General features: G+C 36.7%; 25 protein-coding genes. 15 read left to right on the top strand and 10 right to left on the bottom strand.

The genetic code is table 11. The features are described 5' to 3' along the window. Positions 1–352 precede the first annotated feature (352 nt). Positions 353–1,702, top strand: a complete 1,350-nt coding sequence (locus tag JMM81_RS16580; RefSeq protein WP_256242674.1) for a glucose-6-phosphate isomerase — start codon at positions 353–355, stop codon at positions 1,700–1,702. A gap of 91 nt (positions 1,703–1,793) precedes the next feature. Here the strand turns inward: JMM81_RS16580 and JMM81_RS16575 are convergent, their stop codons facing one another. Beyond that, on the bottom strand, positions 1,794–2,783 hold the full coding sequence (locus JMM81_RS16575; RefSeq protein WP_256242673.1) for a potassium channel family protein: 990 nt from the start codon (positions 2,781–2,783) through the stop codon (positions 1,794–1,796). 431 nt (positions 2,784–3,214) lie between these two features. After that, complete coding sequence (locus tag JMM81_RS16570; RefSeq protein ID WP_256242672.1) at positions 3,215–3,547, bottom strand: winged helix-turn-helix transcriptional regulator; 333 nt, start codon at positions 3,545–3,547, stop codon at positions 3,215–3,217. A 144-nt stretch (positions 3,548–3,691) separates the two neighbouring features. On the opposite strand from JMM81_RS16570, the gene JMM81_RS16565 reads away from it, so the two are divergent. Genes JMM81_RS16565 through JMM81_RS16555 form a run of 3 tightly spaced genes read left to right on the top strand, consistent with a single transcriptional unit; the run spans position 3,692 to position 6,683 of the window. Next, positions 3,692–4,438, top strand: a complete 747-nt coding sequence (locus JMM81_RS16565) for a GTP cyclohydrolase II (RefSeq protein ID WP_256242671.1) — start codon at positions 3,692–3,694, stop codon at positions 4,436–4,438. A gap of 12 nt (positions 4,439–4,450) precedes the next feature. Next, positions 4,451–5,548, top strand: coding sequence for a bifunctional diaminohydroxyphosphoribosylaminopyrimidine deaminase/5-amino-6-(5-phosphoribosylamino)uracil reductase RibD (ribD, locus tag JMM81_RS16560; protein ID WP_256242670.1), 1,098 nt, complete (start codon positions 4,451–4,453; stop codon positions 5,546–5,548). 37 nt (positions 5,549–5,585) lie between these two features. After that, positions 5,586–6,683 (top strand): FAD-dependent monooxygenase, encoded by a 1,098-nt coding sequence (locus JMM81_RS16555; RefSeq protein ID WP_256242669.1) that lies wholly within the window; start codon positions 5,586–5,588, stop codon positions 6,681–6,683. A gap of 333 nt (positions 6,684–7,016) precedes the next feature. Here the strand turns inward: JMM81_RS16555 and JMM81_RS16550 are convergent, their stop codons facing one another. Further along, positions 7,017–7,232 (bottom strand): methionine aminopeptidase, encoded by a 216-nt coding sequence (locus tag JMM81_RS16550; RefSeq protein ID WP_256242668.1) that lies wholly within the window; start codon positions 7,230–7,232, stop codon positions 7,017–7,019. 424 nt (positions 7,233–7,656) lie between these two features. On the opposite strand from JMM81_RS16550, the gene JMM81_RS16545 reads away from it, so the two are divergent. The 5 genes from JMM81_RS16545 (at position 7,657) to JMM81_RS16525 (ending at position 14,999) form a co-directional block, all read left to right on the top strand. Beyond that, entirely contained in the window at positions 7,657–9,333 is a 1,677-nt protein-coding gene (locus JMM81_RS16545; protein WP_256242667.1) for a DUF6044 family protein, read from the top strand. Between the two features lie 171 nt (positions 9,334–9,504). Beyond that, positions 9,505–10,518, top strand: coding sequence for a glycosyltransferase family 2 protein (locus JMM81_RS16540; RefSeq protein WP_256242666.1), 1,014 nt, complete (start codon positions 9,505–9,507; stop codon positions 10,516–10,518). 390 nt (positions 10,519–10,908) lie between these two features. Continuing rightward, on the top strand, positions 10,909–12,252 hold the full coding sequence (gene brnQ, locus JMM81_RS16535; protein WP_256242665.1) for a branched-chain amino acid transport system II carrier protein: 1,344 nt from the start codon (positions 10,909–10,911) through the stop codon (positions 12,250–12,252). 151 nt (positions 12,253–12,403) lie between these two features. Next, complete coding sequence (gene pruA, locus JMM81_RS16530; RefSeq protein WP_256242664.1) at positions 12,404–13,951, top strand: L-glutamate gamma-semialdehyde dehydrogenase; 1,548 nt, start codon at positions 12,404–12,406, stop codon at positions 13,949–13,951. Positions 13,952–14,084: 133 nt separating this feature from the next. Beyond that, complete coding sequence (locus JMM81_RS16525) at positions 14,085–14,999, top strand: proline dehydrogenase family protein (RefSeq protein ID WP_256242663.1); 915 nt, start codon at positions 14,085–14,087, stop codon at positions 14,997–14,999. A 112-nt stretch (positions 15,000–15,111) separates the two neighbouring features. On the opposite strand, the gene JMM81_RS16520 is transcribed toward JMM81_RS16525, so the two are convergent. After that, positions 15,112–15,354, bottom strand: a complete 243-nt coding sequence (locus JMM81_RS16520) for a hypothetical protein (RefSeq protein WP_256242662.1) — start codon at positions 15,352–15,354, stop codon at positions 15,112–15,114. Between the two features lie 301 nt (positions 15,355–15,655). Between JMM81_RS16520 and JMM81_RS16510 the strand changes: the two genes are divergently transcribed. Beyond that, positions 15,656–16,210, top strand: a complete 555-nt coding sequence (locus JMM81_RS16510) for a shikimate kinase (protein ID WP_256242724.1) — start codon at positions 15,656–15,658, stop codon at positions 16,208–16,210. A gap of 89 nt (positions 16,211–16,299) precedes the next feature. Continuing rightward, a complete protein-coding gene (gene aroD, locus JMM81_RS16505) occupies positions 16,300–17,064 on the top strand; it encodes a type I 3-dehydroquinate dehydratase (protein WP_256242661.1) in 765 nt (254 codons plus the stop codon). A gap of 319 nt (positions 17,065–17,383) precedes the next feature. Here aroD and JMM81_RS16500 read toward each other — a convergent pair whose 3' ends face one another. The 3 genes from JMM81_RS16500 to JMM81_RS16490 all read right to left on the bottom strand — a co-directional run bounded on the left by JMM81_RS16500 (position 17,384) and on the right by JMM81_RS16490 (position 18,796). Further along, positions 17,384–18,244, bottom strand: coding sequence for a DUF421 domain-containing protein (locus JMM81_RS16500; RefSeq protein ID WP_256242660.1), 861 nt, complete (start codon positions 18,242–18,244; stop codon positions 17,384–17,386). Positions 18,245–18,259: 15 nt separating this feature from the next. Continuing rightward, a complete protein-coding gene (locus JMM81_RS16495; protein ID WP_256242659.1) occupies positions 18,260–18,466 on the bottom strand; it encodes a DUF1657 domain-containing protein in 207 nt (68 codons plus the stop codon). 126 nt (positions 18,467–18,592) lie between these two features. After that, positions 18,593–18,796, bottom strand: coding sequence for a DUF1657 domain-containing protein (locus JMM81_RS16490; protein ID WP_256242658.1), 204 nt, complete (start codon positions 18,794–18,796; stop codon positions 18,593–18,595). 518 nt (positions 18,797–19,314) lie between these two features. Between JMM81_RS16490 and JMM81_RS16485 the strand changes: the two genes are divergently transcribed. Then, a complete protein-coding gene (locus JMM81_RS16485) occupies positions 19,315–19,863 on the top strand; it encodes a methylated-DNA--[protein]-cysteine S-methyltransferase (RefSeq protein WP_256242657.1) in 549 nt (182 codons plus the stop codon). Positions 19,864–19,893: 30 nt separating this feature from the next. Here the strand turns inward: JMM81_RS16485 and JMM81_RS16480 are convergent, their stop codons facing one another. Continuing rightward, positions 19,894–20,082 carry a hypothetical protein gene (locus JMM81_RS16480; protein WP_256242656.1) on the bottom strand — a complete coding sequence of 63 codons (189 nt, stop codon included), beginning with the start codon at positions 20,080–20,082 and terminating at the stop codon, positions 19,894–19,896. A gap of 347 nt (positions 20,083–20,429) precedes the next feature. On the opposite strand from JMM81_RS16480, the gene modA reads away from it, so the two are divergent. From modA to JMM81_RS16465, 3 genes are read left to right on the top strand one after another with little or no spacing between them, the layout of a single operon-like run. Then, on the top strand, positions 20,430–21,221 hold the full coding sequence (modA, locus tag JMM81_RS16475; protein ID WP_256242655.1) for a molybdate ABC transporter substrate-binding protein: 792 nt from the start codon (positions 20,430–20,432) through the stop codon (positions 21,219–21,221). After that, on the top strand, positions 21,221–21,916 hold the full coding sequence (modB, locus tag JMM81_RS16470; RefSeq protein ID WP_256242654.1) for a molybdate ABC transporter permease subunit: 696 nt from the start codon (positions 21,221–21,223) through the stop codon (positions 21,914–21,916). Before modA ends, modB begins: the two co-directional genes overlap by 1 nt. Next, a complete protein-coding gene (locus JMM81_RS16465) occupies positions 21,903–22,970 on the top strand; it encodes a sulfate/molybdate ABC transporter ATP-binding protein (protein WP_256242653.1) in 1,068 nt (355 codons plus the stop codon). The genes modB and JMM81_RS16465 overlap by 14 nt, the downstream gene beginning before the upstream one ends. A gap of 95 nt (positions 22,971–23,065) precedes the next feature. Here the strand turns inward: JMM81_RS16465 and JMM81_RS16460 are convergent, their stop codons facing one another. Together JMM81_RS16460 and JMM81_RS16455 are read right to left on the bottom strand one after the other, a co-directional pair. Beyond that, entirely contained in the window at positions 23,066–23,476 is a 411-nt protein-coding gene (locus tag JMM81_RS16460; RefSeq protein WP_256242652.1) for a VWA-like domain-containing protein, read from the bottom strand. Between the two features lie 267 nt (positions 23,477–23,743). Beyond that, the gene (locus JMM81_RS16455) at positions 23,744–24,049 is read right to left on the bottom strand and encodes a monooxygenase (RefSeq protein ID WP_256242651.1); all 306 of its coding nucleotides are present in this window, start codon (positions 24,047–24,049) and stop codon (positions 23,744–23,746) included. Between the last annotated feature and the right edge of the window lie 126 nt (positions 24,050–24,175).

Raw genomic sequence — 24,175 nt, 5'->3', positions numbered from 1 at the left:
CCCCACTGACGGAAGTCTTCTTTATGTGTTTGTTGATTTTGCATTCAACTCACATTTGCAAGATAATAAAATAGGAATGATCTATTTATTTTTCAAAAGTAAATGAGAGAGATAGGAGGCTAAAGCATGGAAAATTTTATCTATCAAAACATTTATCGTGCTTCCCTGTAAATATGAATCATTTATTGGCTTTGTTCATGGCCACACACAGTTTTGAATGTATTAAAAAATAATCAAAAGTTATTTGTAGAGATTTGTGAAGAAATGGGCACGCTTACAAGTAAGAGAAGTTTCTTGATTATATATCCTGCTTTCGTTAAAGTGATATTGACTAAAAAATTGGAGGAACATCATGACACATATTCATTTTGATTATTCAAAAGCGCTCGCCTTTTTTGGTGAACACGAAATTACATATTTACAAGATGCTGTTAAAGTAGCTCACCATTCATTACATGAAAAGACTGGTGCAGGAAATGACTTTTTAGGCTGGATTGATCTACCGGTTAACTATGATAAGGATGAATTCTCACGTATTCAAAGAGCAGCTGAAAAAATCAAGAAAGATTCTGATGTTCTTTTAGTGATTGGAATTGGTGGATCCTATTTAGGGGCTCGTGCTGCTGTTGAAGCATTACAACATAGCTTCTATAATATACTGTCAAAAGAAAAGAGAGATACGCCACAAATTATTTTTGTTGGAAATAATATTAGTTCTACCTATATGCAAGATGTGATGGATCTGTTAGATGGAAAGGATTTCTCGCTTAATGTCATTTCTAAATCAGGAACAACAACAGAGCCTGCAATTGCTTTGCGCATTTTCCGTAAGCTTTTGGAAGAAAAGTATGGAAAAGAAGAAGCGATAAAACGAATTTATGCGACAACAGATCAATCAAAAGGGGCACTCAAAACGGTTGCCACGGAAGAAGGCTTTGAGACTTTTGTTATTCCAGATGATGTTGGTGGTCGTTATTCCGTTTTAACAGCTGTTGGTTTATTACCAATTGCTGTTAGTGGGGCTGATATTGAAGCGATGATGAAAGGAGCAGCTTCTGCTCGTGAGGATTTTAGTCAATCTGAACTCGAGTATAATGCTGCTTATCAATATGCTGCGGTAAGGAATCTCCTCTATAATAAAGGAAAAACAATTGAAATGCTGATTAACTATGAGCCTGCTTTGCAATATTTTTCCGAATGGTGGAAGCAGTTGTTTGGCGAAAGTGAAGGAAAGGATCAAAAAGGAATTTATCCTTCTTCTGCTAACTTTTCAACAGACCTTCATTCATTAGGGCAATATGTGCAAGAAGGTCGTCGTGATTTATTTGAAACAGTCATAAAGGTTGAAAAGCCTCGACATGAATTAACAGTCGAAAAGGCTGAAAATGATTTAGATGGGTTAAATTATCTTTCTGGAAAAACAATTGATTTTGTCAATAATAAAGCGTTTGAAGGGACGTTATTAGCACATACAGATGGAGGGGTTCCAAATTTAATTGTATCCGTTCCACAGCTTGATGCGTATACATTCGGATACCTTGTTTATTTCTTTGAAAAAGCTTGCGCGATGAGTGGCTATTTATTAGGTGTGAATCCATTTGACCAACCAGGTGTTGAAGCATATAAAGTCAATATGTTTGCATTGCTTGGAAAACCAGGTTTTGAAGAGAAAAAAGCGGAATTAGAAAAGCGTTTGAAATAAGTAGAAAAAGGCTGTCCCCCAAGGTGTCTGCTACCTTTGGGGACAGCCTTTTGTTTATCTAATGAGGCCAACGTGAATCTCCCACCCACGATCATGTAATGATGATTAGTTGATCGTGTTTTTCAATTAAAAAAGGCTGTGGAGGATTTAAGATGGTGGCTTCACCTCTTTGGATTCCCAAAAGTGCTTTCCCTTCATTTAATAAATGGATAGCTAGAATGGTGTAATCCATCTCAATCTCTTCTATCATAGCTTCCTGAAAAACGAGTTTTTTCTCTGTTAGTTGATATAGTAAATCTAAAAAGGAAGTGACCATATCTTGTGCTGAAGTACTTTGAAGCATAACGAAACTAGTTAAAATATTGGTTTGAATAATTTCGTCTGCTCCTGCTCGTTTGGCATTTGCAACTTGTTCATTTGTCAGGATCTCAACGATCGATTCTACCTGTGGATTGAGCCCTTTAACCGTTAATAAGGTTAGTATCGTATACATATCGGCTTGTGACTCCCCTTTATTTGCATCCGCGGTAATAATCACCTTTTTTGCCTTTTCAATATTAGCTTGAATTAACACATTATCCAAATTTGAAGACCCTTGAACGAAATGAACATCTCTATGCAGAAGTGGATTCTTTGGTAGGGTTTCATCTATTAAAGCAATGGAAACAACTCTTTTTTCACTAATCAATGAATTAATAATCGTTCTCGAGCGTTCGTTCCATCCAATAATAATGTAATGATCCTTTCCTTTAAATTTTGCTTTCCCCTTCAGATAGTCATTTTGTTTTGTAGCAGCAGTTGTTGCTAAGGTAATAAAAAAAGAGGAAAGAAAGCCAGCGCTCGTGATAATTAATAAAATACCGGATACTCTCCCAATGATTGAATGGGGAACATAATCTCCATAACCAACAGTAGCGGCGGTTATAACGGCCCACCAAATGCCATCAAAAATAGTTGGGAAGTGCTCCGTTTCAAGATAATGAATGGAAATACCAAAAAATATAATGGAAGAAATGGCAATCAAAAATGTCCTTAGTAAAAGCGGTAAGCGAATAAACCCTAAATAAATTTGATGTGGCAAAGCTCTTCACCTCAAGTAAAAAGAATTATTTTGTCAGTATAGACGAAAAATAAACCTTTCATAAATAAAGAAATAAAAAACTCCTTCGCATCCTATAATCAGGTTGGGTACGAAGGAGTGGATAGAACATCTTGTAGACCACTTTATCTTCATTCAGCAGAAGTCCTCCACTTCTGTAAGTGGGGGATGAATGCAAAAAGCTCTCTGATTCAGTGGGGGTTCAAACCCCGACTGAATGAAGTTAAGCCTCCGGCGGATGCCTCGGATTTTTTAAAGGTCATTGATCGAGCGAGCTCGACGAAGGACAGGACGTCCTAGTCAGGCGAAAGCCACAGGATGTGGCTTTCTGAAGCGTGATAAAAATCCGGGCGCAAATTCGGCGGGGCGAATTTGATAATCTTTTTCAATAACAAAAGGGTGATATATGAATATCACCCTTTTGTGCTATCGTCCTTAGTTTGTATCCAATCTTGTGACCAGTGATCAATTTCTTTAAACACATTCTTTAAAGCCAGGCCCTTTTCTGTTAACGTATACTCAACACGAACAGGTACTTCAGGAAAAATCTCTCTTGAAACAATTCCCTCGATTTCTAATTCCTTTAGTCTCTCAGATAAGAGTCGTCCACTGATCGGCATCGAGGCATTAATGGTACAAAAACGTTGTGATCCAGATAATAACTGGTTAATAATTAATCCATTCCAACGCTTACTCAGAATCTCAATTGCTTTATGAAACTTGGGACAAAGAGTACTCTCCCCCATTTAAACCACCCCAGTTGAAAAATTAATTATTACTATTATAATAGTAAATATATTACTTGACGTCAATTGTTTACAAATATATACTTACTTACATATAGTAAGTGACATGCAGATAGTGTATTGTATGTTGAAAGGATGATCATAATGATTTCAGATAAAGTAAAAAATATTTTGATGAATAAAATGACGATTCTAAAACAAACAAATAAAAAAGATATATGTCTTGTCGGTCCGGTTAAACTCCCTGTTCAACTTGAAGGTCAAGTTGTTACTTTCGAGTGGTATACATGGCTCCCTCTTGAAGGGTTACCATCAGAAAAAGATGATTTGCTTGAAGCATTAGCTACCGCCGACTTAGCTAAATTTCAGCAATCATCTGTATTAGTATACGGAGATTTTGAGCATGAAGAAGAAGCTTATATACGAATGCATAGTATCTGCCATTCAGGAGATATTTTTGGTAGTAAGCGCTGTGATTGTGGTTACCAACTGCGTCAATCGATGAAAATGATTGTCGAACATGGAAGCGGAGCGCTTTTTTACTTAGCTAATCATGAAGGTCGTGGGATTGGTTTATTCCCTAAATCATTAGCTTATATTCTTCAACAGGAAGGATATGATACAGTAGAAGCAAATAATGCCCTTGGTTTTCCGGATGATACTCGTTCTTATGAGGAAGCTATTAGAGTGCTCACTGGTTTAAGAGAAAAGCCGGTTACACTCATTACGAATAATCCGAAAAAAATTGACGCTCTCAAACAAAAGGGGCTGATCATTCGTGATCATATTCCTTTATGGGGTGATGTTTCCGATTATAACAGCTTTTATTTGGCGACAAAAGTAGAGAAATCAGGGCATATTCAAAATAGTAGAATGATAATTACAAATTAAGGAGAATGTGCCATGAACAACGATCATTATTTTATGAGGCTTGCCCTTGATTTAGCAGCAACCGCAAAAGGAAAAACAAATCCGAATCCTCTTGTAGGAGCAGTAATTATAAAAGACGGGACGATTGTTGGATCAGGGCTTCATCGTAAGGCAGGGGAACCACATGCGGAAGTTCACGCTTTTCGAATGGCGGGTCAGCATGCAAAAGGAGCAACTCTTTATGTCACGCTTGAACCTTGTTCCCATTTTGGAAAAACGCCACCTTGTGCGAATTTAGTAAAGGAATCTGGAGTGAGTCGAGTGGTCATTGCGATGAAAGACCCGAACCCACTTGTTGCAGGTCGAGGAATTAACCTGATCGAAGAGGCTGGAATTGAAGTCGAGGTAGGCGTGCTAGAAGAGGAAGCGAAGCGATTAAATGAACGTTTTATTCATAATATGATTCACAGTACTCCATTTGTGATTTCCAAAGTCGCTATGACTCTTGATGGTAAAATTGCTACTTATAACGGTCATTCGAAATGGGTGACGGGTGATGAATCAAGACAACAGGTTCATTATTTGCGAAATGAAGTAGATGCCATTCTTGTTGGAATTGGAACCGTACTTGCAGATGATCCGATGTTAACAACGAGAATACCAGAGGGTGGGAAAAATCCAATCCGTATTATCATTGATTCGAACTTGAGAACTCCTGTAGAGGCAAAAATTACGGACTGTTCTGAAGCACAAACTTGGATTTTTGCTAAAGAAGGTGTGGATGAAGAAAAAGAGGCCGCTCTTTCAACAAAAGGTGTCCAAGTATTTTTAACTCCTGAAATGGATGAAGGAATAGATTTTACTTTTATTTTAAAGCAACTATTTGAATTGGGAATAACAGACGTACTTGTTGAAGGTGGAAGCGAAGTGAATGGTTCCTTTTTACGAGAGGGGCTTATCAATAAATTTCTCATCTATATAGCACCTAAAGTTCTAGGTGGTCGTCATTCCTTGACACCTTTTACTGGAAGTGATGTTGAGACGATGGATATGGCGCTAGACGTCAATTTCGATTCTGTAGAACATGTAGGGAATGATTTGCTGATCACTGCGTACCCAAAGCAATCCTAAGAAAAGAAACTAAACCAATTATAATGGGTGATGTAACGTGAAGGAATATGATTATAAGACAGATGTTTGTATCGTTGGTGCTGGACCTGCGGGTGCTTTACTCTCCTATTTATTAGCGAGTCATAACATTTCAACCGTTTTAATCGAGCGTCACGATAACATCAATAAAGAGTTCAGAGGAGAACATTTGAATGAGACGGGTGAATCAATACTACAAAAATACAATCTTTTTGAGGAATTAGAAAAAATAGGTTTGCTGCGAATGGACCGGGTTGAATACTGGGATCATGGTGAAGTATTTAAACAAATTATGCCTGATGAAAGTATAAAACATGTTGGTATACATGTGCCTCAAAAGCATTTGCTTGGTCTTTTGCTACAAAAAAGCCAACGACTTGCTGATTATACACTACTGTTAAATACAAGAGTTATTAAATTAATTGAAGAAGATGAACAATATGTGGGTGTAAAAGCGTTGAAGGATGGTCAAGAAGTGACGATTAAAAGCTCATTGATTGTTGGTTCAGACGGACGTTTTTCAACGATTCGAAAATTGGCTCATATTCCGTTTAAGAAAATTAGACATGGGTATGATCTTCTTTGGGCACGTATTCCCGTACCGATGGGTTGGGAACCAACGATACGGATGGCTCTTGTCAATCAAGAGCAACTCGCTTTATTTACACAACAGGGGGGATTTGTTCAAATTGGTTGGAATATTCCCGAAGGTTCGTTTCCTGAGCTGAAAAAGCAGTCGTTTATGCCGTTTATTCATCAGTTAATTGAGGCGTTTCCTGAATTAGCGGATAGTGTACATGCTCATATCAAGTCATGGAATGATTTTGTACTGCTTCAAGTGCAAAGTAGCCAAAGTGAGACTTGGGTTAAAAATGGTCTAACCATTATTGGGGATGCAGCCCACACGATGAGTCCGACGGGTGCCATTGGGATTAACAGTGCAATGAAGGATGCGGATGTGCTTTTTCAAATCATTAAGGAAGCGGGTTCCATTGAGCAAGTAGGAACAGTTGAATTGAAACGTTTTGAACAGATGCGTAGGCAGGAAGTTGAAATACAACAAAGAGAACAATTAAAGAAAGAAGCCTCATTCGGAAAACAATTTATCCCTGTTTAACTTCATTCAGCAGAAGTCCTCCACTTCTGTAAGTGGGGGATGAATGCAAAAAGCTCTCTGATTCAGTGGGGGTTCAAACCCCGGCTGAATGAAGTTAAGCCTCCGGCGAGCCTTTCGATTTTTTAAAGGTAATTGATCGAGCGAGCTCGACGACGGACAGGACGTCCTAGTCAGGCGAAAGCCACAGGATGTGGCTTTCTGAAGCGTGATAAAAATCCGGGCGCAAATTCGGCGGGGCGAATTTGATATGAAATTTTAAGGGGACTTCTTTGATAATAGAAAAACATGCCCGGATAGCATGGCTATGGTCTAATTGGCTACCGGGACTTTGTTCTAATAAGGTTTGTTATTTTCGTTCCATCCTGTAAATGTCCCAGTTCCATTACAACCAGGACAATCATAGGATTCTGGATAAGAGTATTCGTTAACAATTGGAATGTGAAATCCTTTTCCATTACAATCTGGACAGTTTCCCAGGCTTTCCGCCTGGGTAATTTTTTTTCCATATAAACTAGCCTTCCAATCGGATAGATAATTAAAAAGCCCCATTTCCTTATACACCTCTTACTTTTTTTATCCCACAGGATAGGTAACAAATGCTCTACTGAGGGAAGTCTTCTTATATTATTTTATGCAACATTGTTTTTTTGTGAGAATAATAAATATCATGTAGAATGAACTGTATTCCTAGTATTTGGAATAAATTAGATGTTTATACAGTGATCTGTAATGAGTGAGGGATATAGATACATAATCTAAAAGCAGCGTGCTTTATAAATCGGTAATTGTTATCCTTATGCTCGGTTAAATAGTTTTATTTTAAAGGGACTGTCCCAAAGCAAGGTGTCTGACACCTTGCTTTGGGACAGCCTTTTTTTATGTGATTACAAAGGAGTAGAACATAATTGATTTTGGATAATTGATTCTATTTTTGTGAAAAGTAAGAAGAACTAAGTTCATGAGGTGTTAGAAATTGGATTTTTTACAGGACAAAAGAGAGAAAAGATTACTTGCAATAGCTTTTGTTATTATTGCTATTTATGTATCGCCCTTGTTTATCTTAGGGGAAAATGCTCATATTCGTGTCCATGATAATCTTGATTCGAACTTGGCGTGGTATAAAGTGTTAAGCGAAAGTGGAGAAATATTTGGTTCTCTAAAAGCTGTGATTCCACAAGTGATGAATGGTTTACCAAGGAATGCCTACGGTACAGAGTACAGTGGAATTGTCTGGCTGTACGTGCTATTTCCGACCATGATCGCATATGGACTAAGTCAAATAATCACAAGAGTGGTAGCTTTTTGGGGGATGTATCTGCTGTTGTATGACCATTTTTTGAAAGGGGAAGAATGGGGAATTATCCGGATAGGGACAGCGTTAACCTTCTCTTTAACCCCTTTTTGGCCATCGGGAATGTTAAGCACCTTAGGCATGCCCCTAGCTTTATGGGCTTTTATGCATATAAGAAAAGGGAGAATTTCATGGAGGGAATACCTTGTATTTACTCTCCTGCCGTTATATTCCAGTATTGTTCTTGGGTTTTTCTTTTTCCTGTTTGCTATGGGTGTCCTTTGGGTGGTAGATGTAGTTAGACGAAAAAAACACCATGGGGCTTTTTTGATTTCTCTTATTTATATGACACTCATTTATAGTCTTGTTGAATATCGACTCGTCCATTCCTTTCTCTTTTCGGGTGAACCGAATAGCCGGGATGAATACTTTCATACCCGATTATCGATTTTAAGGTCGATCCGATTGACCTTCAAAAACTATATTCTGGGACATACACATGTGATGACCGTCCATGGTTTGATCATCCTGCCTATTTTGTTTTTAGCCTTTTATTTTGTGATTAAGAAAAGATGCTGGAAGCAGGAGAAAGGGTTTGTCTTTTTATTTATCCTAAATTTTATCCTCTCTGCTTGGTATGCCTTCTGGTTTTATAAGGGTTGGCAGCCGTTGACTGAAAGGTTCCATTTTATGGACACGTTTAATTTTGCTCGTTTTCATTTTTTAAGGCCTTTAGTCATTTATTTGTCTTTTGCACTAGGACTAAAAATTTTATGGCAGCATGTAAAGGAATTTCGACCAATTATACATTTTTGTATCATTGCTCAATTAATCTTATTAGGCTTCTTTAATGAAGAAGTATATTATCAATCAAAGCCTTCTGTTAAGGAATTTTATGATGAAGAATTATTTACAGAAATAAAGGATTATATTGGAAAACCGGTAGAAGAGTACCGGGTTGCGAGTGTGGGCCTGCATCCTGCGATTGCTCAATATAATGGGTTCTATACGTTGGATTCGTATAATAATTTTTATCCGCTATCATACAAACGTGAATTCAGAAAAATCATTAGTAAGGAATTGGAAAAAAATGAGAAAATTCGTGTTTACTTTGATGAGTGGGGTGGACGCTGTTATTTATTTACCGATGAGTTAGGAAAGCATTATATGTTTAAAAAAACGTCGAAAAAGAAGTTGAAGGATGTTCAATTTAATTTTGAGCCATTTAAGGAAATGGGGGGTACACATATTTTTTCAGCAGTTCCGATTGTTAATACAGGGGACAATCATTTAGTGCTTGAACAAGTGTTTTCAAGAGAAAAATCAATTTGGAAAGTTTATTTGTACAAAGTCACCTGAATTAAAGAATGTTTTTTCATTAAAAGAGGGTTATTTTGAAAAAACTACTTCCTTAGACCATTTAAAAATTATATCCATATTTATATAAATTTTGGTAAAAGCCTATGTTTTCTTATGAATGTATCGAATTGTATAAAGGAACGATTATGCGACATCTTGGAGGGAACAGACATGAGTGCACCGATTGTAACGCTTGTTGTACCTTGTTATAACGAAGAAGCTGTACTACCTAATACAATGGACGTTTTACATCAATTAGTAAACGAATTGATAAAAGAAACGCTGATATCTGATAAGAGTAAAATTCTATTCGTTGATGATGGAAGCAGTGATCGCACATGGGAGCTGATTTATAAAACCAGTTTAAAGTTCGATTGTATTCGGGGATTAAAGTTAGCGAGAAATGCAGGACATCAAAATGCATTATTAGCAGGGCTATTTTCTGCAAAAGTGGTTTCGGACTGTGTGATTTCCATGGATGCAGATTTACAGGATGATATTAATGTTATCCGACAGTTTATTGAAAAATTTAAAGCTGGCTATGAGATTGTCTACGGGGTGCGGAGAAGGAGGGAAACAGATACTTTTTTCAAGAGGAAAACGGCAGAGAGTTTCTACAAGTTAATGGGAAAAATGGGAGTCAATTTAGTCTATAACCATGCCGATTATCGATTGATGAGTAAGCGTGCCCTCGATGAATTGGAGCGATTTGATGAAGTCAATTTATTTCTGCGCGGAATTGTGCCGCTTATTGGTTTTCAATCTACATCCGTGTTCTATGATCGAAAGGAGCGGCTTGCAGGAGATACCAAGTATCCACTGAAAAAAATGCTTTCCTTTGCTTTTAATGGAATTACGTCTTTTTCTGTCACACCGATTCGTTTTGTTATGTTGACGGGATGTCTATTTTTCCTTGTCAGCCTTTTATTTTTAAGTTATTTTTTAGGATTAAAATTCTTAGGGGAAACAGAAATAGGCTGGACTTCATTGATTACTTCGATATGGTTGATTGGCGGATTACAATTAATGGCCATTGGATTAGTCGGAGAGTACATTGGAAAAGTATACCAAGAATCGAAGCGAAGACCGAAGTATATTGTGGATATTGACTTGTTTAATCTATCGATTCCACAAAATAGAAGTGAAAAAGATCCTGAGGAAGAATTATTTTATGAAATGAATTAAATATTTTCAAGGTTAGGTGTCAGGCACTAGGAATGGATATTTCTCTATGTGTGGTGCCTGACATTTTCTTTGGTAAGGATAAAATAAGTAGTAAAGTATCAAATTGCTTGGTTATTTTATAGCTGGAAATCCATGCTATTACTATTCTAAAAAAGTAAAATCCTCTTAAAAGAATCATTTTAATTATAGAAAATTCAATACTTTTTAACAAATAAAACGATTACATTTTTTATTTTGAAATATCTATTTACATAAAGAAGTATTGTGTGCAATAATAAGCCTTATTATTTTAAGGCTTTATCAATAAGATTAACTTTGATAATAATTGTTTGAAAATTATAAACAAACTTTTTTTACAGATAAAGTCAAATCATCCAGGAGGCGAAAGCAATGAATTCAAAAAATATTTCATACAAGGATACCATTGCCATTGGACTTATGCTATTTGCCTTATTCTTTGGTGCTGGAAATTTAATTTTTCCACCTGCACTTGGACAAGCTTCAGGCACAAGTTTTTGGCCAGCGATTATCGGGTTTTTATTGACAGGTGTTGGATTGCCACTACTAGGTGTATTGGCTATAGGGTTATCTGGACATGAACATCTTCAGTCATTAGCTAATAAAATTAATCCAACTTTTTCATTGGTTTTTACGGTTATATTATATTTATCTATTGGGCCATTTTTTGCAATCCCACGGACAGCAACGATTTCATATGAAATAGCTCTATTACCATTTCTATCTGAAGTGTCCGGTAAATTTAATACGATAGGATTATTGATCTTTTCCATTGTTTTTTTCACTATTGTTGGTTGGCTATCATTAAATCCAAATAAAATTGTAGGACGCATTGGTAAAGTTTTAACACCGCTATTATTAACGCTTATTTTAATATTGTTAGTTGTTACGTTAATTAATCCACTTGATAAACCATTAGCCCCTATTGATGGTTATACTGATAATGCTTTCTTTAAAGGGTTCCAAGAAGGCTATTTAACGATGGATACGCTTGCAGCGTTTGTATTTGGTATTATCGTCATTAATGCGATTAAAGATAAAGGTGTAACAAGTAAGAAAGGAATTGCTAAAGCAACTCTTCAAGCAGGAGCGATTGCAGCAGGAGCTTTAGGGTTGATTTATCTAGGCCTTGGTTACTTAGGATCAACAACGAATTTTGAAGGGAATGGGGGGGCTATCTTAACATCTGCAGCCAATGCCCACTTTTCTATTTATGGTAATTTAATTCTTGGTTTAGCAGTCTTGTTTGCTTGCTTAACAACAGCAATTGGTCTTATTACAGCTTGTGCTAGTTATTTTTCGAATATGTTTCCACGTTATTCTTATAAAACGTTAGCAATTGTTTTTACTATTTTCAGTGCTGCCATTGCAAATGTTGGGTTAAACCAGTTGATTACAATCTCTGTTCCTGTACTTGTAGCGATTTATCCATTAGCTATTGTTTTAATCTTCTTAACGTTTGCCGATCCGCTCTATAAAGGTCGTTTAGAAGTATATAGATGGAGTTTGCTATTTACAGGAATTGTAAGTGTTGTCGATGGTATAAAAGCAGCAGGCATTCCGCTTGAGGGTTTATATAATTTCTTCGGTCAATATATCCCATTATTTAATGCGGGAATGGGTTGGTTGGTACCTGCCTTAGTTGGAGTGGTCATTGGTTATGTTATTTCATCTATACGTAAATCCGATCCAACTTCATTAAATAAAGCTAGTTAATTTTTAATAAAATACAAAAAGAGGATGGCTTCTGTCATCCTCTTTTTGTATTTTATTTTATTTTCTTTGAAGACAAAAGTATTAATCTCCTTATAATTATAGATTTCACACATATAATGGTAGAACTCGATGGATTATAGGAGGGATATTAATGGTAATAGACTATAAACATGAACCATTTACAAACTTTTCGAATGAAGAGAACAAAAAAGAATTTAAAGAAGCTTTAAAGAAGGTGAATGCACAATTAGGTAGAGAATATCCACTAGTTATTAATGGCATAAAGATTTTAACGGAAGAAAAAATCGCTTCGTATAATCCAGCAATAAAAACAGAATTAATTGGAAAGGTTTCGAAAGCAAATCAAGATCATGCTGAACAGGCGATGCAAGCGGCCTTAACGGCATATGATTCATGGAAAAAGTGGGAGCCTGAAGCAAGAGCGGCAATATTATTTAGAGCTGCTGCAATCATTAGACGAAGGAAACATGAATTTTCTGCTTACTTAGTGAAGGAAGCAGGAAAGCCTTGGAAAGAAGCAGATGCTGATACAGCAGAAGCGATCGATTTCATTGAATATTATGCGAGGCAAATGCTGAGTTTGAAAGAAGGAGTACCTATTCTTAGCCGTGCCGGAGAACATAATCAATTTCATTATGTTCCGCTTGGAGTAGGTGTGATTATCTCGCCCTTTAACTTTCCTCTTGCCATTATGGCTGGAACGGCCATTGCAGCCATTGTGGCGGGAAATACCGTTTTATTAAAACCATCGAATAATACACCTGTTGTTGCAGCGAAATTTATGGAAGTTATGGAGGAAGCGGGATTACCAAAGGGTGTATTAAATTTTATTCCAGGAAGTGGTGCAGATATTGGCGATTTTCTTGTCGATCATCCGAAAACACGTTTCGTTTCATTTACTGGCTCACGTGAAGTAGGTTGCCGTATTTATGAACGTGCGGCAAAGGTTCATCCAGGCCAAATTTGGTTAAAGCGCGTTATGGCTGAGATGGGTGGAAAAGATACGGTTGTTGTGGATAGCGATGCAGATGTCGATTTAGCTGCTGCTTCGATTGTGTATTCTGGTTTTGGCTTTTCAGGACAAAAGTGTTCTGCGGGTTCTAGAGCGGTTATTCATGAAGATCTATATGATCAAGTGTTGGAAAAGGCGGTCGCTTTAACGAAAACATTGACAGTTGATAATCCAGAAAAAGCAGAAACCTATATGGGACCTGTCATTGATCAGGCTGCTTATAACAAAATTATGTCCTATATTAAAATAGGAAAAAAAGAGGGGAAACTGGTTGCTGGTGGTGAAGGAGATGATTCAAAAGGATTTTTTATCCAACCAACGATTATTGCTGATGTCGATGAAAAAGCACGACTCATGCAGGATGAAATCTTTGGACCCGTTATTGCTTTTTGTAAGGCAAAAAACATCGACCATCTATTAAAAATAGCTAACAACACGGATTATGGTTTAACAGGAGCATTTATTTCTAATAACCGTGAACATGTTGAACGTGCTCTTAAGGAGTTCCATGTTGGGAATTTATACATCAATCGGAACTGTACAGGTGCGATTGTTGGGTATCATCCATTTGGTGGTTTTAATATGTCGGGAACGGATTCAAAAGCGGGTGGTCCAGACTACCTTCTGCTGCATATGCAGGCACAAACAACATCTGAATCATTTTAAAGAAAGGGTACTTTCCACATAGTTGAAATGAACTCCTATATCGTTTTTTTAGTTCTGTTGAAAAGGGTTCTCCGAGACTTACTGGGGGACCCTGTTATGATTCATCCTTCGATGTAAAGGGGGGAACTTAAATATGTTGGCGTCAGTATCCAAAAGCTTTTTCCTTTATGTATCACGAAGTAAGCCCTTGAATAAAGCAGCTAAAAAATGGGGTCTAAAATTAGGTGCATCCCAAGTTGTAGCTGGAGATTCCATTGAGAGAATGGTTGAAACGGTAAAAGAATTAAATAGAAAAGGCTTGGTTTGTACCCTTGATCATTTAGGAGAATTTGTATCAAATAGAGAAGAAGCAATTGAAGCTACTGAATCAATTGTAAGAACACTAGAAATAATGGCTGCAGAAAATTTAAACAGTCAACTATCGGTGAAATTGACTAAACTTGGAGTTGATATTGATCGGCGTTTCTGTGTGAAAAATATGCATCGAATTTTAGATACCGCGAAAAAGTATCGTCAGTTTGTCACTATTGATATGGAAGATTATATACATTGCCAAATGACACTAGATATTTTGCGAGAATTACAAGAAAGATACGATCATGTAGGTACCGTTATTCAGGCTTATTTATTTCGTTCAGAACAAGATGTTAAGGATCTAAAAGGAACTTCGCTTCGACTTGTAAAGGGGGCCTATAAAGAACCCTCTAATGTGGCTTTTCAGAATAAAAAAGATATCGATGAAAATTATTTAAAGCTGATTAACTTTTACTTATTAAGTGGGAGTTACACGGCGATTGCTACCCATGATCATCATATCATTGACCAAGTAAAACAATTTGTTAAAGAAAACCAAATTTCTAGGGATCAATTTGAATTTCAAATGCTGTATGGCTTTAGAAGGGAATTGCAGCAAAAGCTTGTAAAAGAGGGGTATAAAATGAGGGTGTATGTTCCATATGGAGATGATTGGTTTGCGTACTACATGCGTCGTCTCGCGGAAAGACCGCAAAATGTTACATTTGCTTTACGAGGCTTATTCTCTAAATAGGTTGAAGACGAAGGCTACTAAACACAAAAAGCAGCCCTTTAGACAGGACTGCTTTTTAATAGATTATTCGAGTTTTACGATAGAAGGGTAGAATCTCATTGAACTAATGGTGTTAAGCCACCTTCTTTGCTAATGTAGAAATTTCTTCATCAGATAATAGTGGGAATATAGGTGTATTCTTAGGGTACATATTTGCAAAGCTTAATTCTGGAATAGATGCCTGATTGATAAGAAGACTTACGCTTAGTGAAAAATTACCTAGTAGTAATATCGCTCCAAAGATAGGGAATACTTTTCCGATTATTTTATCGATTGGTAACATAGTTGAAAGAATATAATAAAGGAAGTTGTTCATAAAGAAGATTTCCATAAGTGGGGGTTTTACTGCCCGTTAAGAATAGGGTGGATTGGGCTGACTAAAATCATCTTACATTAGAGTTCCAATCGTTCTCTTAATGCTTTTACATAGTTTCTGCTAACTGGAAGAGGATCGTTTATTCCAGTCATTGTTAGATTATAAGCTCCATTTAAACGATTATGAGTAGAATGATCTTAATTCCTTTTTACAAACATTTCTAACCATTATATAATTATAATGATTAGAACTATTTTGAAGCGGGTCGAAAAAATAGGTTAAGAGGAGATCATTGAGTATGATGAGAAAGCATGAATTACCGCTACGAGAAAAAAGCATTGTATTTGTTGGATTTATGGGAGTAGGAAAAACCACCATTGGTAAACAAGTGGCTAAAAATCTATACAGGGATTTTATTGATATCGATGAATTAATTGAAAAAGAGTTTAACATGCCGACGACTAAAATATTTGAAACATTTGGTGAAAAGACCTTTCGTGAACGGGAACAATCAATCATCATAGGCCTGAGTAAACAGCCATTGCATGTGATTTCGGTTGGTGGAGGAGCATTTCTAAATGAAGAAATAAGAAAAGCCTGTTTAGCCAACTGTCTTGTGTTTTATCTTGATTTATCATGGGATTCTTGGAAGGAAAGAATCAGTTTGATTATTGATAGTCGTCCGGTCTTGCAAAATAAGAGTCTTGATCAAATTGAAGAGCTATTTCACAGTAGGCAATCCGCTTATTCTTTGCATAATTCAAAGGTGAAAACAGATAATCTGAATGCAGAAGAAGTAGCAGAATATATAACAGATTCATTAAAATTAGCGTGGGATATGTATGAACCTCGGTAAAGAAAGCCGTTAACAGTAAGGGTGTTTTAGTCGGACTGTCCGCTTATTGCTTTATTAGAAAATCCGATAAAAAAGGGGTGCATAAAATTGTGAATACTTTAACGATTAAAAATGTAACGATAGGTGAAGGGATCCCAAAGATTATTGTCCCTCTTGTCGGTGCAACGAAAGAGCAAATCTTACAAGAAACAGAATTCGTAAAGGAACTTCACCCAGACATAGTAGAATGGCGTGTAGATATTTATGAACAGGTTGAAAATGTAGGGGCAGTTATAGAGATGATTGCTACGTTAAGAAAGATCTTTGCTGATGAACTTTTTCTCTTTACTTTCCGCAGTCATAAAGAAGGTGGAAATAAACAAATTAGTGATGCTTATTATGTAGAACTAAACCAAGCCGCTATTCTGACAAAAAATATTGACCTTGTCGATGTTGAGTTATTCAATGAAGAAATGAACATCAAAACGATCCTTACAACAGCAAAGACTAACGGTGTTTTTGTCATTATGTCTAACCATGATTTTTATAAAACGCCTACAAAAGAAGAGCTGGTTTCACGTCTTTGTAAAATGCAAGAGTACGGTGCTGATATCCCTAAAATAGCTGTCATGCCGACATCAACGGCGGATGTTATTACGCTTATGGATGCGACAAACACCATGAAAGTACAATATGCGGATCGTCCGTTTATGACCATGTCTATGGGGGGAACAGGTGTAGTTAGTCGTTTAGTCGGAGAAGCGTTTGGTTCTTCCCTTACCTTTGGTGCTGGTAAAAAGGCATCAGCACCAGGGCAAATCCCAGTAGATGAATTACGAACAGTATTAGAGATTTTACACAAAAGTATGAAATGATTTTAACTTCATTCAGCAGAAGTCCTCCACTTCTGTAAGTGGGGGATGAATGCAAAAAGCTCTCTGATTCAGTGGGGGTTCAAACCCCGGCTGAATGAAGTTAAGCCTCCGGCGGATGCCTCGGATTTTTTAAAGGTAATTGATCGAGCGAGCTCGATAAAAATCCGGGCGCAAATTCGGCGGGGCAAATTTGATAAATGAATGGATAAAAGGCCCGTTGACTCAAAGGTAACGGGCTTTTGTATGTTAACCATTTTCCAAAAGAATCCCTCTTCCTTAATTGAGTGCAGAATGGAGCCCAACGGTAAGGAGGGGATATTTACCCTTTTAAGTAAGGTTTGAGGATATCTATGACCTCTGTAAGCTTTTTCGCATTTTTATTGTACATGGCTTGTGCTTTATCTGATTCCGTCTCGAGGGAGAATAACTCTAAATCCGCTTGGCATTTCTTGATCATGGCCATAAGAAGAGGACGAACTTCTGGAGAAGGGATGTTCATTTGATCATCATAAACATCGATTGTTAAGTCGCCATAAGAGTCTACCTGTGCCATAAATACATTTTCAACGGTGACACCGAGCTTGTCTAGTTCCGCATGGAGCCAATTTCGATCTTTCCCTGCTGCTGACATAGCATCGTTTATAATGGATCCATCCATAATAACGGTTTGTGGTACTTTGTCATTGGCTACTTTTAGATTCAGATCTTTTGCAGTTAAAGGCCTATTTTCCTTTTTTAAGAGAACACTGAGATCACCCTTCGGCTCAAGAATAGCAAATTCAACATCTGCCATATTAAAGACATCTTTTTGTCGCAGAAGAGATTCTAATTCCGTAGTGGAATATTTCTCCTTTTTTAAATTATCTTCCATTATTTTTCCATCTTTTATAAAGATTGTTCCAGTTCCTTCTATGGTATCCCTGAATTTTTTGCTTTTTAAAGAAAGGATATCTACAAATAAGGTAATCAAAGAAAAGACCAAAATTGCTAATACTCCATGGCCAATTTTATTATCCAATCCCATGATGGCTTCACCAGCAATACTCCCAATCGTAATCCCTGATACATATTCAAAAAAGGAAATTTCCGATAACTGCTTTTTTCCTAATAATTTTGTCATAATGATTAAAACAATAATAAATACAATCGAACGAATAAAAGTATCTGTCCAATCGGACATAGTTCCACCACCTATTTAAGATTCTTTATATTGTGGTTCCTCTAACTCCATTTCTACTTTACGGTCTTGTAGATCCTTTTTCACCTCTTCAATCACTAACATCATTTCATGAAAGGTTTGAGCTGCCTTTTCTTCTTGGGCATGCAAGGCAAGGGTGGATAATTGTGCCTCAATACTTTTAAGTGTGGACAAAGATTGTTTTACGTTTGAAATGACTGTCATTTTATCATTCTCCCTACTATTTCATTAACCCCATCTACAGATATAGAGGGGCCCTATTGGATCAAGATTGAATAGGTCATTATGTAAAAATAGAACCGGTTAGCCAGGAGCCAACCGGTTAAAACCTTATTGTCTATATTGGGGCTCTTCATCTTGTATTTGTTGAAGTCGTGGTTCAATGCTATCAATGATGGCTTGTGTTTGGTTTGCTGCATCTGTATACATCTGCTTTGCCTCTTGATTGTCTGTACCTAAAGAGAAGGTTTCTAAACTGGCTTGAGCACTTTTTAATCCGGCAACGGTTTGTTTCACTTGAGTAATAACTGTCATGTGCGTTCCTTCTTTCATTAAAATTTACTTACGAGTCGTATTATTTGTTTTCGTTTATCATGATATGCATGGAATAATATGGGGTCGTTTAGATATCTATCCTCTATTAAAGAAACAAAATCTTATGTCCTATCTTTTTTTATTATTTCTTGGCTTACTCGTGTTAAGTTGGTTCCTTATTTAAAGATGATGTTGTTATCTTGTTTTAACTTCATTCAGCAGAAGTCCTCCACTTCTGTAAGTGGGGGATGAATGCAAAAAGCTCTCTGATTCAGTGGGGGTTCAAACCCCGAATGAATGAAGTTAAGCCTCCGGCGGATGCCTCGGATTTTTTAAAGGTAATTGATCGAGCGAGCTCGACGACGGACAGGACGTCCTAGTCAGGCGAAAGCCACAGGATGTGGCTTTCTGAAGCGTGATAAAAATCCGGGCGCAAATTCGGCGGGGCGAATTTGATTATTCTTCAAATATTACAACTTGCTTTATAGGAAGTATAATGTGAATAGAGGTGTTGCAAAATGGGATCGCAAAATAAAATCATTATTTATTGGTCATTGCTCAAACATAAGGATTGGAGTATATATATAGCTGCCACATCAAAGGGACTTTGCTTTGTTGGATCGCAGAATAAATCGTTTGAGGAATTGTCTGCATGGGTAAAGAAACAATTTCTTGATAATTCCCTTGTAAAAAACGCAGAAAAAATTCAACCGTATGTGGTAGAGCTAATTGAGTATTTGGAGGGAGAAAGGAAGAGTTTTACCATTCCATTTGATTTCAATGGGACAGAATTTCAACTTGCCGTATGGAAGGCACTGGATGAGATTCCGTACGGACAGACGAAATCCTATTCCGATATTGCCCACCATATACATAAACCAACTGCTATCCGTTCAGTGGGAACGGCTATTGGAAAGAATCCAGTGTTAATCACTGTTCCATGCCACCGCGTTGTGGGGAAGAACGGATCATTGACTGGCTATCGAGGTGGTTTGGAAATGAAAACCAAACTCTTGGAGTTGGAGCGGCAAAGTTCACCGAATAGAGGAGATGAACTTTGCCGATAAACTTAGCGAGCATAGGGCGCTGTCTGTGTTTTAATTTTGATCATTTGGATAGATAAGCCCTATTTCGCTGCGTATTTTATCTAACACTTTCATTGTCGTGTGTGAATGTTCATAGGAGTTAGTATCAGATTCAGTTTTCCCTTGGTTAAGTAATTCAACAAATTCCTTTACTTCTTTTAGTTCACCAAATAATGTAATAAGTGGATACAAACCATACACCCTAAGATCCCTTAATGAACCATTTGCAAACTCGGGTTTAAAGGCATTATCGAATGATCTAACTTTTAAAAAAAGACTTTGTTAAACAATATTGTTGATGCTGTAAATGCCTTTGGTATATGCGTCCATTAAGTGATTCCATGACCTTGGAAACTAAAAAGAGAACATGTTGAATGGAGAACGGTATCTTGCAGTAGACCCAGAATTAGCACAAGAAAAAATAAACGATTGATAAACCGTAAAGAATGGATTCATTAAAATACCATTTCGAATTCTTTATAGGTTTTGTGATGCTATGTTAAAATTAATTATGTTTGATTTTTGAATGAGGTATGAAGGAGAATGCAATGAAAAGAGAAATTATTTTGATAGTATGTTTGTGTTTCTTAATTTTTTTATTGAGTGCATGTAATATAGAAAAGGACATGAAGACGAGCGAGAATGAAAATTTAACTATAACTGTTGCAGCCGCCTCAAGTTTGCAATTAGCATTTACAGAAGTAGCGCAAAACTTCGAAACTCTGACAAATAGTAAGGTTCAATTAACATTCGGATCTTCCGGCAGGTTAGCTCAACAAATTGAAAATGGAGCTCCCTATGATGTTTTTGCTTCAGCAAATGTTGATTTTGTTGAGAAATTAAAAGAGAGTGGAAAAACAATCCCTGAGACACAAACTCTTTATGCTAAAGGTAGAATTGGGCTGACAACATTAAAAAACAATCCTATAGAGATAAACGATTTGAACGATCTATTACTTCCAGCGGTCAAAAAAATTGCTATTGCCAACCCGGACCATGCCCCTTATGGCTTAGCGGCAAAACAAGCGTTAGAATCTGCTGGATTATGGGAGCAAATCGAAGATAAAATTGTCCCAGGAAAAAGTATTTCTGACACGCTCACACTTGTGACAACAGGAAATGCAGAAGTTGGACTGGTTTCCCATTCATTAGTAGATGATCAACTGAATTTTACGTTACTAGATGAAGATTTACATAACCCCTTAAATCAAGCTATTACGGTTATTAAAGACACATCTCAAGTACAATTAGCAGAACAATTCATTGGTTATGTGACAGGTTCGGAAGGGAGAAAGGTGCTGGATAAGTATGGATTTGATTTGCCTGAGGTTCAGGAATAATGGCCAATGAAATCAATCTTTTTCCCTTATTTCTATCGTTAAAGGTAGCAACAGCTGCAACGCTGATTGGATTAATCATCGGTCTGCCTGTTGCCTATTATTTAAGCCGCTCAAAAACGAATGTGTCCGATCTTCTTGATACATTATTAACGTTACCTGTTGTACTTCCACCTACAGTACTCGGTTATTATTTACTTGTTTTACTTGGAAGAAGCAGTCCAATTGGACAATTTCTTGAAGAAAATTTCGATCTTATGATTGTATTTACACCTATAGGAGCAGTAATTGCAGCTTCTGTTGTGTCAGCTCCATTTTTAATTAAATCTGCTCGGTCCGCTTTTTCAGGGATCAATCATGATGTGGTGAATGCTGCGAAGTTATTAGGCCGATCGAACCTGAATATTTTCTTTTCCATCTTTATTCCATTAGCATGGCGTGGGATACTATCTGGAATCGTTCTTACATTTGCTAGAGCATTAGGAGATTTTGGGACAACGATTATGGTTTCTGGAAGTATTCCAAATCAAACAACGACAATGTCGATTGCCATTTATGATGCATTACAAGCGGGTGACACACAATTAACAAATATTCTCGTTATTATCATGACCTTTGTTGCCATTACCTGTCTATTTATACTCAATCGATTAGAAAAGAAAATAGAGAAAGGAAGAAGGAACGATGTTAGAAGTTAAGATTAGTAAAGCACTACACTCATTTCATCTATCTTCCTCCTTCACTGTTCAAAATGAAATCCTCGGTATTCTCGGAGCATCTGGAAGTGGTAAAAGTATGACCCTACAGTGTATTGCCGGTTTGCAGACACCCTCGTCAGGAAAAATCGTTTTAAATGATCGTACGTTATTCGATTCTGATAAAAAGATTAATATACGACCACAATTACGAAAAATTGGCTATGTTTTTCAAAATTATGCTCTTTTTCCCCATCTAACAGTGGAAAAAAACATTGCTTTTGGTTTGAATCATTTACCGAAACGAAAACAACAGCAATCTGTGTTAGAGATGATGGATCGTATGAGGATCATGGGGTTACAGCATCGATATCCAGATGAATTATCGGGTGGGCAACAGCAACGTGTAGCTTTAGCTAGAACTTTTGTAACGCAACCAGATATATTGCTACTTGATGAACCTTTTTCTGCGTTAGATCGTCATGTTAAAAGCCAATTGGAACAAGAGTTACTTGATATGATCCATGATCACTTTAAAGGGTCTATTCTTTTTATTACGCATAATCTTGAAGAAGCATACAAATTATGTGATCGTATTTTAATGTATGATAATGGAAATACGGTTCAACTTGGTCGGAAAGAGGATATTATGAATCAACCAGCTAATCTGACTGTTGCTAAAATGACTGGATGTGAAAATTTAATTCCTGTTTATATTCATAAACCATTGAATGGAAAACGGCCATTATCAACAGGTGAATGGACCTTTTTCGCTAATGATCATAAGCTGAATTACGACGGGAAAATGATTGCTGGTATCCGTTCCCATCATTTAAAAATACACGCAAAGGCTACAGAAGACGAAAATATATTTCCATGCCAAATAAATAAGGTAATCGAAACAATCAGTTCGATGATCGTTTATGTTTTATGTATCGGTCATCTGTTTACTGTGAACATAACAAAGGAAGACTGGAGAAGAGTCACTACTTCCAACCAGCCTATCTATTTACAACTCCCTGCTAAACATATTTTTTTAGTTTCAGATGAAGAATAGACAAAAAAGCGAACAGCACTGTTCGCCTTTTTGAATGTTAATGAAGAAAGAGTATCCTGTTGAACATAGATAACGATCTAGTACAAGCCTATTTATTATGTAATTTTGATTGCCTTACCAAAAGGTACCTTTGGTAGGTAATCATCTGGTACTAACCAAAACATTTCGTAATCAATCTGTCCCATTTCTTCATAAAAATATCCTGTGACATCGGTAATATAAAATAGAGTATCGATCTTTTCATTTTGAGCCCATTCTAAAACCAATGTGTAGGAAGTCTTTCCATGATTGTAATATTTTATGGTGTCCGCTTTGACTGGAGCAATGTTTCTTATCTTAAAATCAGCTTGGACAAGGAGAGTATCTGGTTTAACGGTTTCAAATAATTTGACGATGTTGTTAATAAGGTTTATTTGTACTTCCGTAGTTGAAGTATCAACGGCAAGAGCAATTTTTTTGTCTTGGCGAGCTTGAATCATTGACAATAAGGTTTTTTGCCATCTCAAGTAAATCATCCCCTTTTTGACTGGAGTTAGCAGCAGTTCTTATTTTGCTTTTTGTAAGGAATAAATATAATGGCTATTTCAAAAAGTTTTAGGCTGTGTTCATGATGATTATTGATAAATGGTCTTTGGGTATGCGGCCCTTGGAGCATTAACACGATTGTTTAACACATAAGTTAAATAAATGGATAAAAAGATGTTGGTTATGAGTGCTTGAATAATGGAAAAAACTATAAACCCTTGTTGTATAAGGATTTATAGTCTCATTTATTATTTTACCGGGCCTTTTGTAATCTCGGTTAGTTTTGTATTTATGGCAAAAATTTTAGCATTAACGTCGGTTATTCCAAAACTAGTCAATCTTTTTGAGTGCATATTCATATATTTTTCAGCAGTTTCTTTTGTCTCAAAAATATAAATTCCACCGGCTTGGTTTGTTTCAGGACTTTCTGTCCAGATCTTCCACATGAAGCCTTCTTCTTCGTTAATACTTTTCGCTAAATCAGAAAATGCTTCTGCCATTTCATCTCCAAATGGTCCTTGCATGCTAAAGTCAACCTGTAATACGTATGCCATGTTCATTCTCCTTTAGTTGTAATGATCTAGAGTATTCATTGCTAGGAACACTCAGTTTATCCCACTTTTAACTTCATTCAGCAAATGCTTTTTGTACCGAAAGCTTGCGACAGGTACAGAAGTCCT

The organism is Bacillus sp. V3B (assembly GCF_024494465.1).
Classification (GTDB): domain Bacteria; phylum Bacillota; class Bacilli; order Bacillales; family Cytobacillaceae; genus Bacillus_BD.
The sequence above is the reverse complement of the archived record's forward strand: the minus strand, read 5'-3'. Positions and strand labels throughout refer to the sequence as shown.

Bases quoted from the DNA above. Each gene is read 5' to 3' on its own strand.
- JMM81_RS16580 (WP_256242674.1), top strand. From the start codon at position 353: ATGACACATATTCATTTTGATTATTCAAAAGCGCTCGCCTTTTTTGGT.
- JMM81_RS16490 (WP_256242658.1), bottom strand. From the start codon at position 18,796: ATGACAGTTATTACTCAAGTGAAACAAACCGTTGCCGGATTAAAAAGT.
- JMM81_RS16510 (WP_256242724.1), top strand. From the start codon at position 15,656: ATGAGAAAGCATGAATTACCGCTACGAGAAAAAAGCATTGTATTTGTT.
- JMM81_RS16500 (WP_256242660.1), bottom strand. From the start codon at position 18,244: ATGTCCGATTGGACAGATACTTTTATTCGTTCGATTGTATTTATTATT.
- JMM81_RS16465 (WP_256242653.1), top strand. From the start codon at position 21,903: ATGTTAGAAGTTAAGATTAGTAAAGCACTACACTCATTTCATCTATCT.
- JMM81_RS16485 (WP_256242657.1), top strand. From the start codon at position 19,315: ATGGGATCGCAAAATAAAATCATTATTTATTGGTCATTGCTCAAACAT.
- JMM81_RS16525 (WP_256242663.1), top strand. From the start codon at position 14,085: ATGTTGGCGTCAGTATCCAAAAGCTTTTTCCTTTATGTATCACGAAGT.
- JMM81_RS16455 (WP_256242651.1), bottom strand. From the start codon at position 24,049: ATGGCATACGTATTACAGGTTGACTTTAGCATGCAAGGACCATTTGGA.
- ribD (WP_256242670.1), top strand. From the start codon at position 4,451: ATGAACAACGATCATTATTTTATGAGGCTTGCCCTTGATTTAGCAGCA.
- JMM81_RS16520 (WP_256242662.1), bottom strand. From the start codon at position 15,354: ATGAACAACTTCCTTTATTATATTCTTTCAACTATGTTACCAATCGAT.
- modA (WP_256242655.1), top strand. From the start codon at position 20,430: ATGAAAAGAGAAATTATTTTGATAGTATGTTTGTGTTTCTTAATTTTT.
- JMM81_RS16570 (WP_256242672.1), bottom strand. From the start codon at position 3,547: ATGGGGGAGAGTACTCTTTGTCCCAAGTTTCATAAAGCAATTGAGATT.
- JMM81_RS16495 (WP_256242659.1), bottom strand. From the start codon at position 18,466: ATGACAGTCATTTCAAACGTAAAACAATCTTTGTCCACACTTAAAAGT.
- JMM81_RS16540 (WP_256242666.1), top strand. From the start codon at position 9,505: ATGAGTGCACCGATTGTAACGCTTGTTGTACCTTGTTATAACGAAGAA.
- brnQ (WP_256242665.1), top strand. From the start codon at position 10,909: ATGAATTCAAAAAATATTTCATACAAGGATACCATTGCCATTGGACTT.
- JMM81_RS16550 (WP_256242668.1), bottom strand. From the start codon at position 7,232: ATGGGGCTTTTTAATTATCTATCCGATTGGAAGGCTAGTTTATATGGA.
- pruA (WP_256242664.1), top strand. From the start codon at position 12,404: ATGGTAATAGACTATAAACATGAACCATTTACAAACTTTTCGAATGAA.
- modB (WP_256242654.1), top strand. From the start codon at position 21,221: ATGGCCAATGAAATCAATCTTTTTCCCTTATTTCTATCGTTAAAGGTA.
- JMM81_RS16565 (WP_256242671.1), top strand. From the start codon at position 3,692: ATGATTTCAGATAAAGTAAAAAATATTTTGATGAATAAAATGACGATT.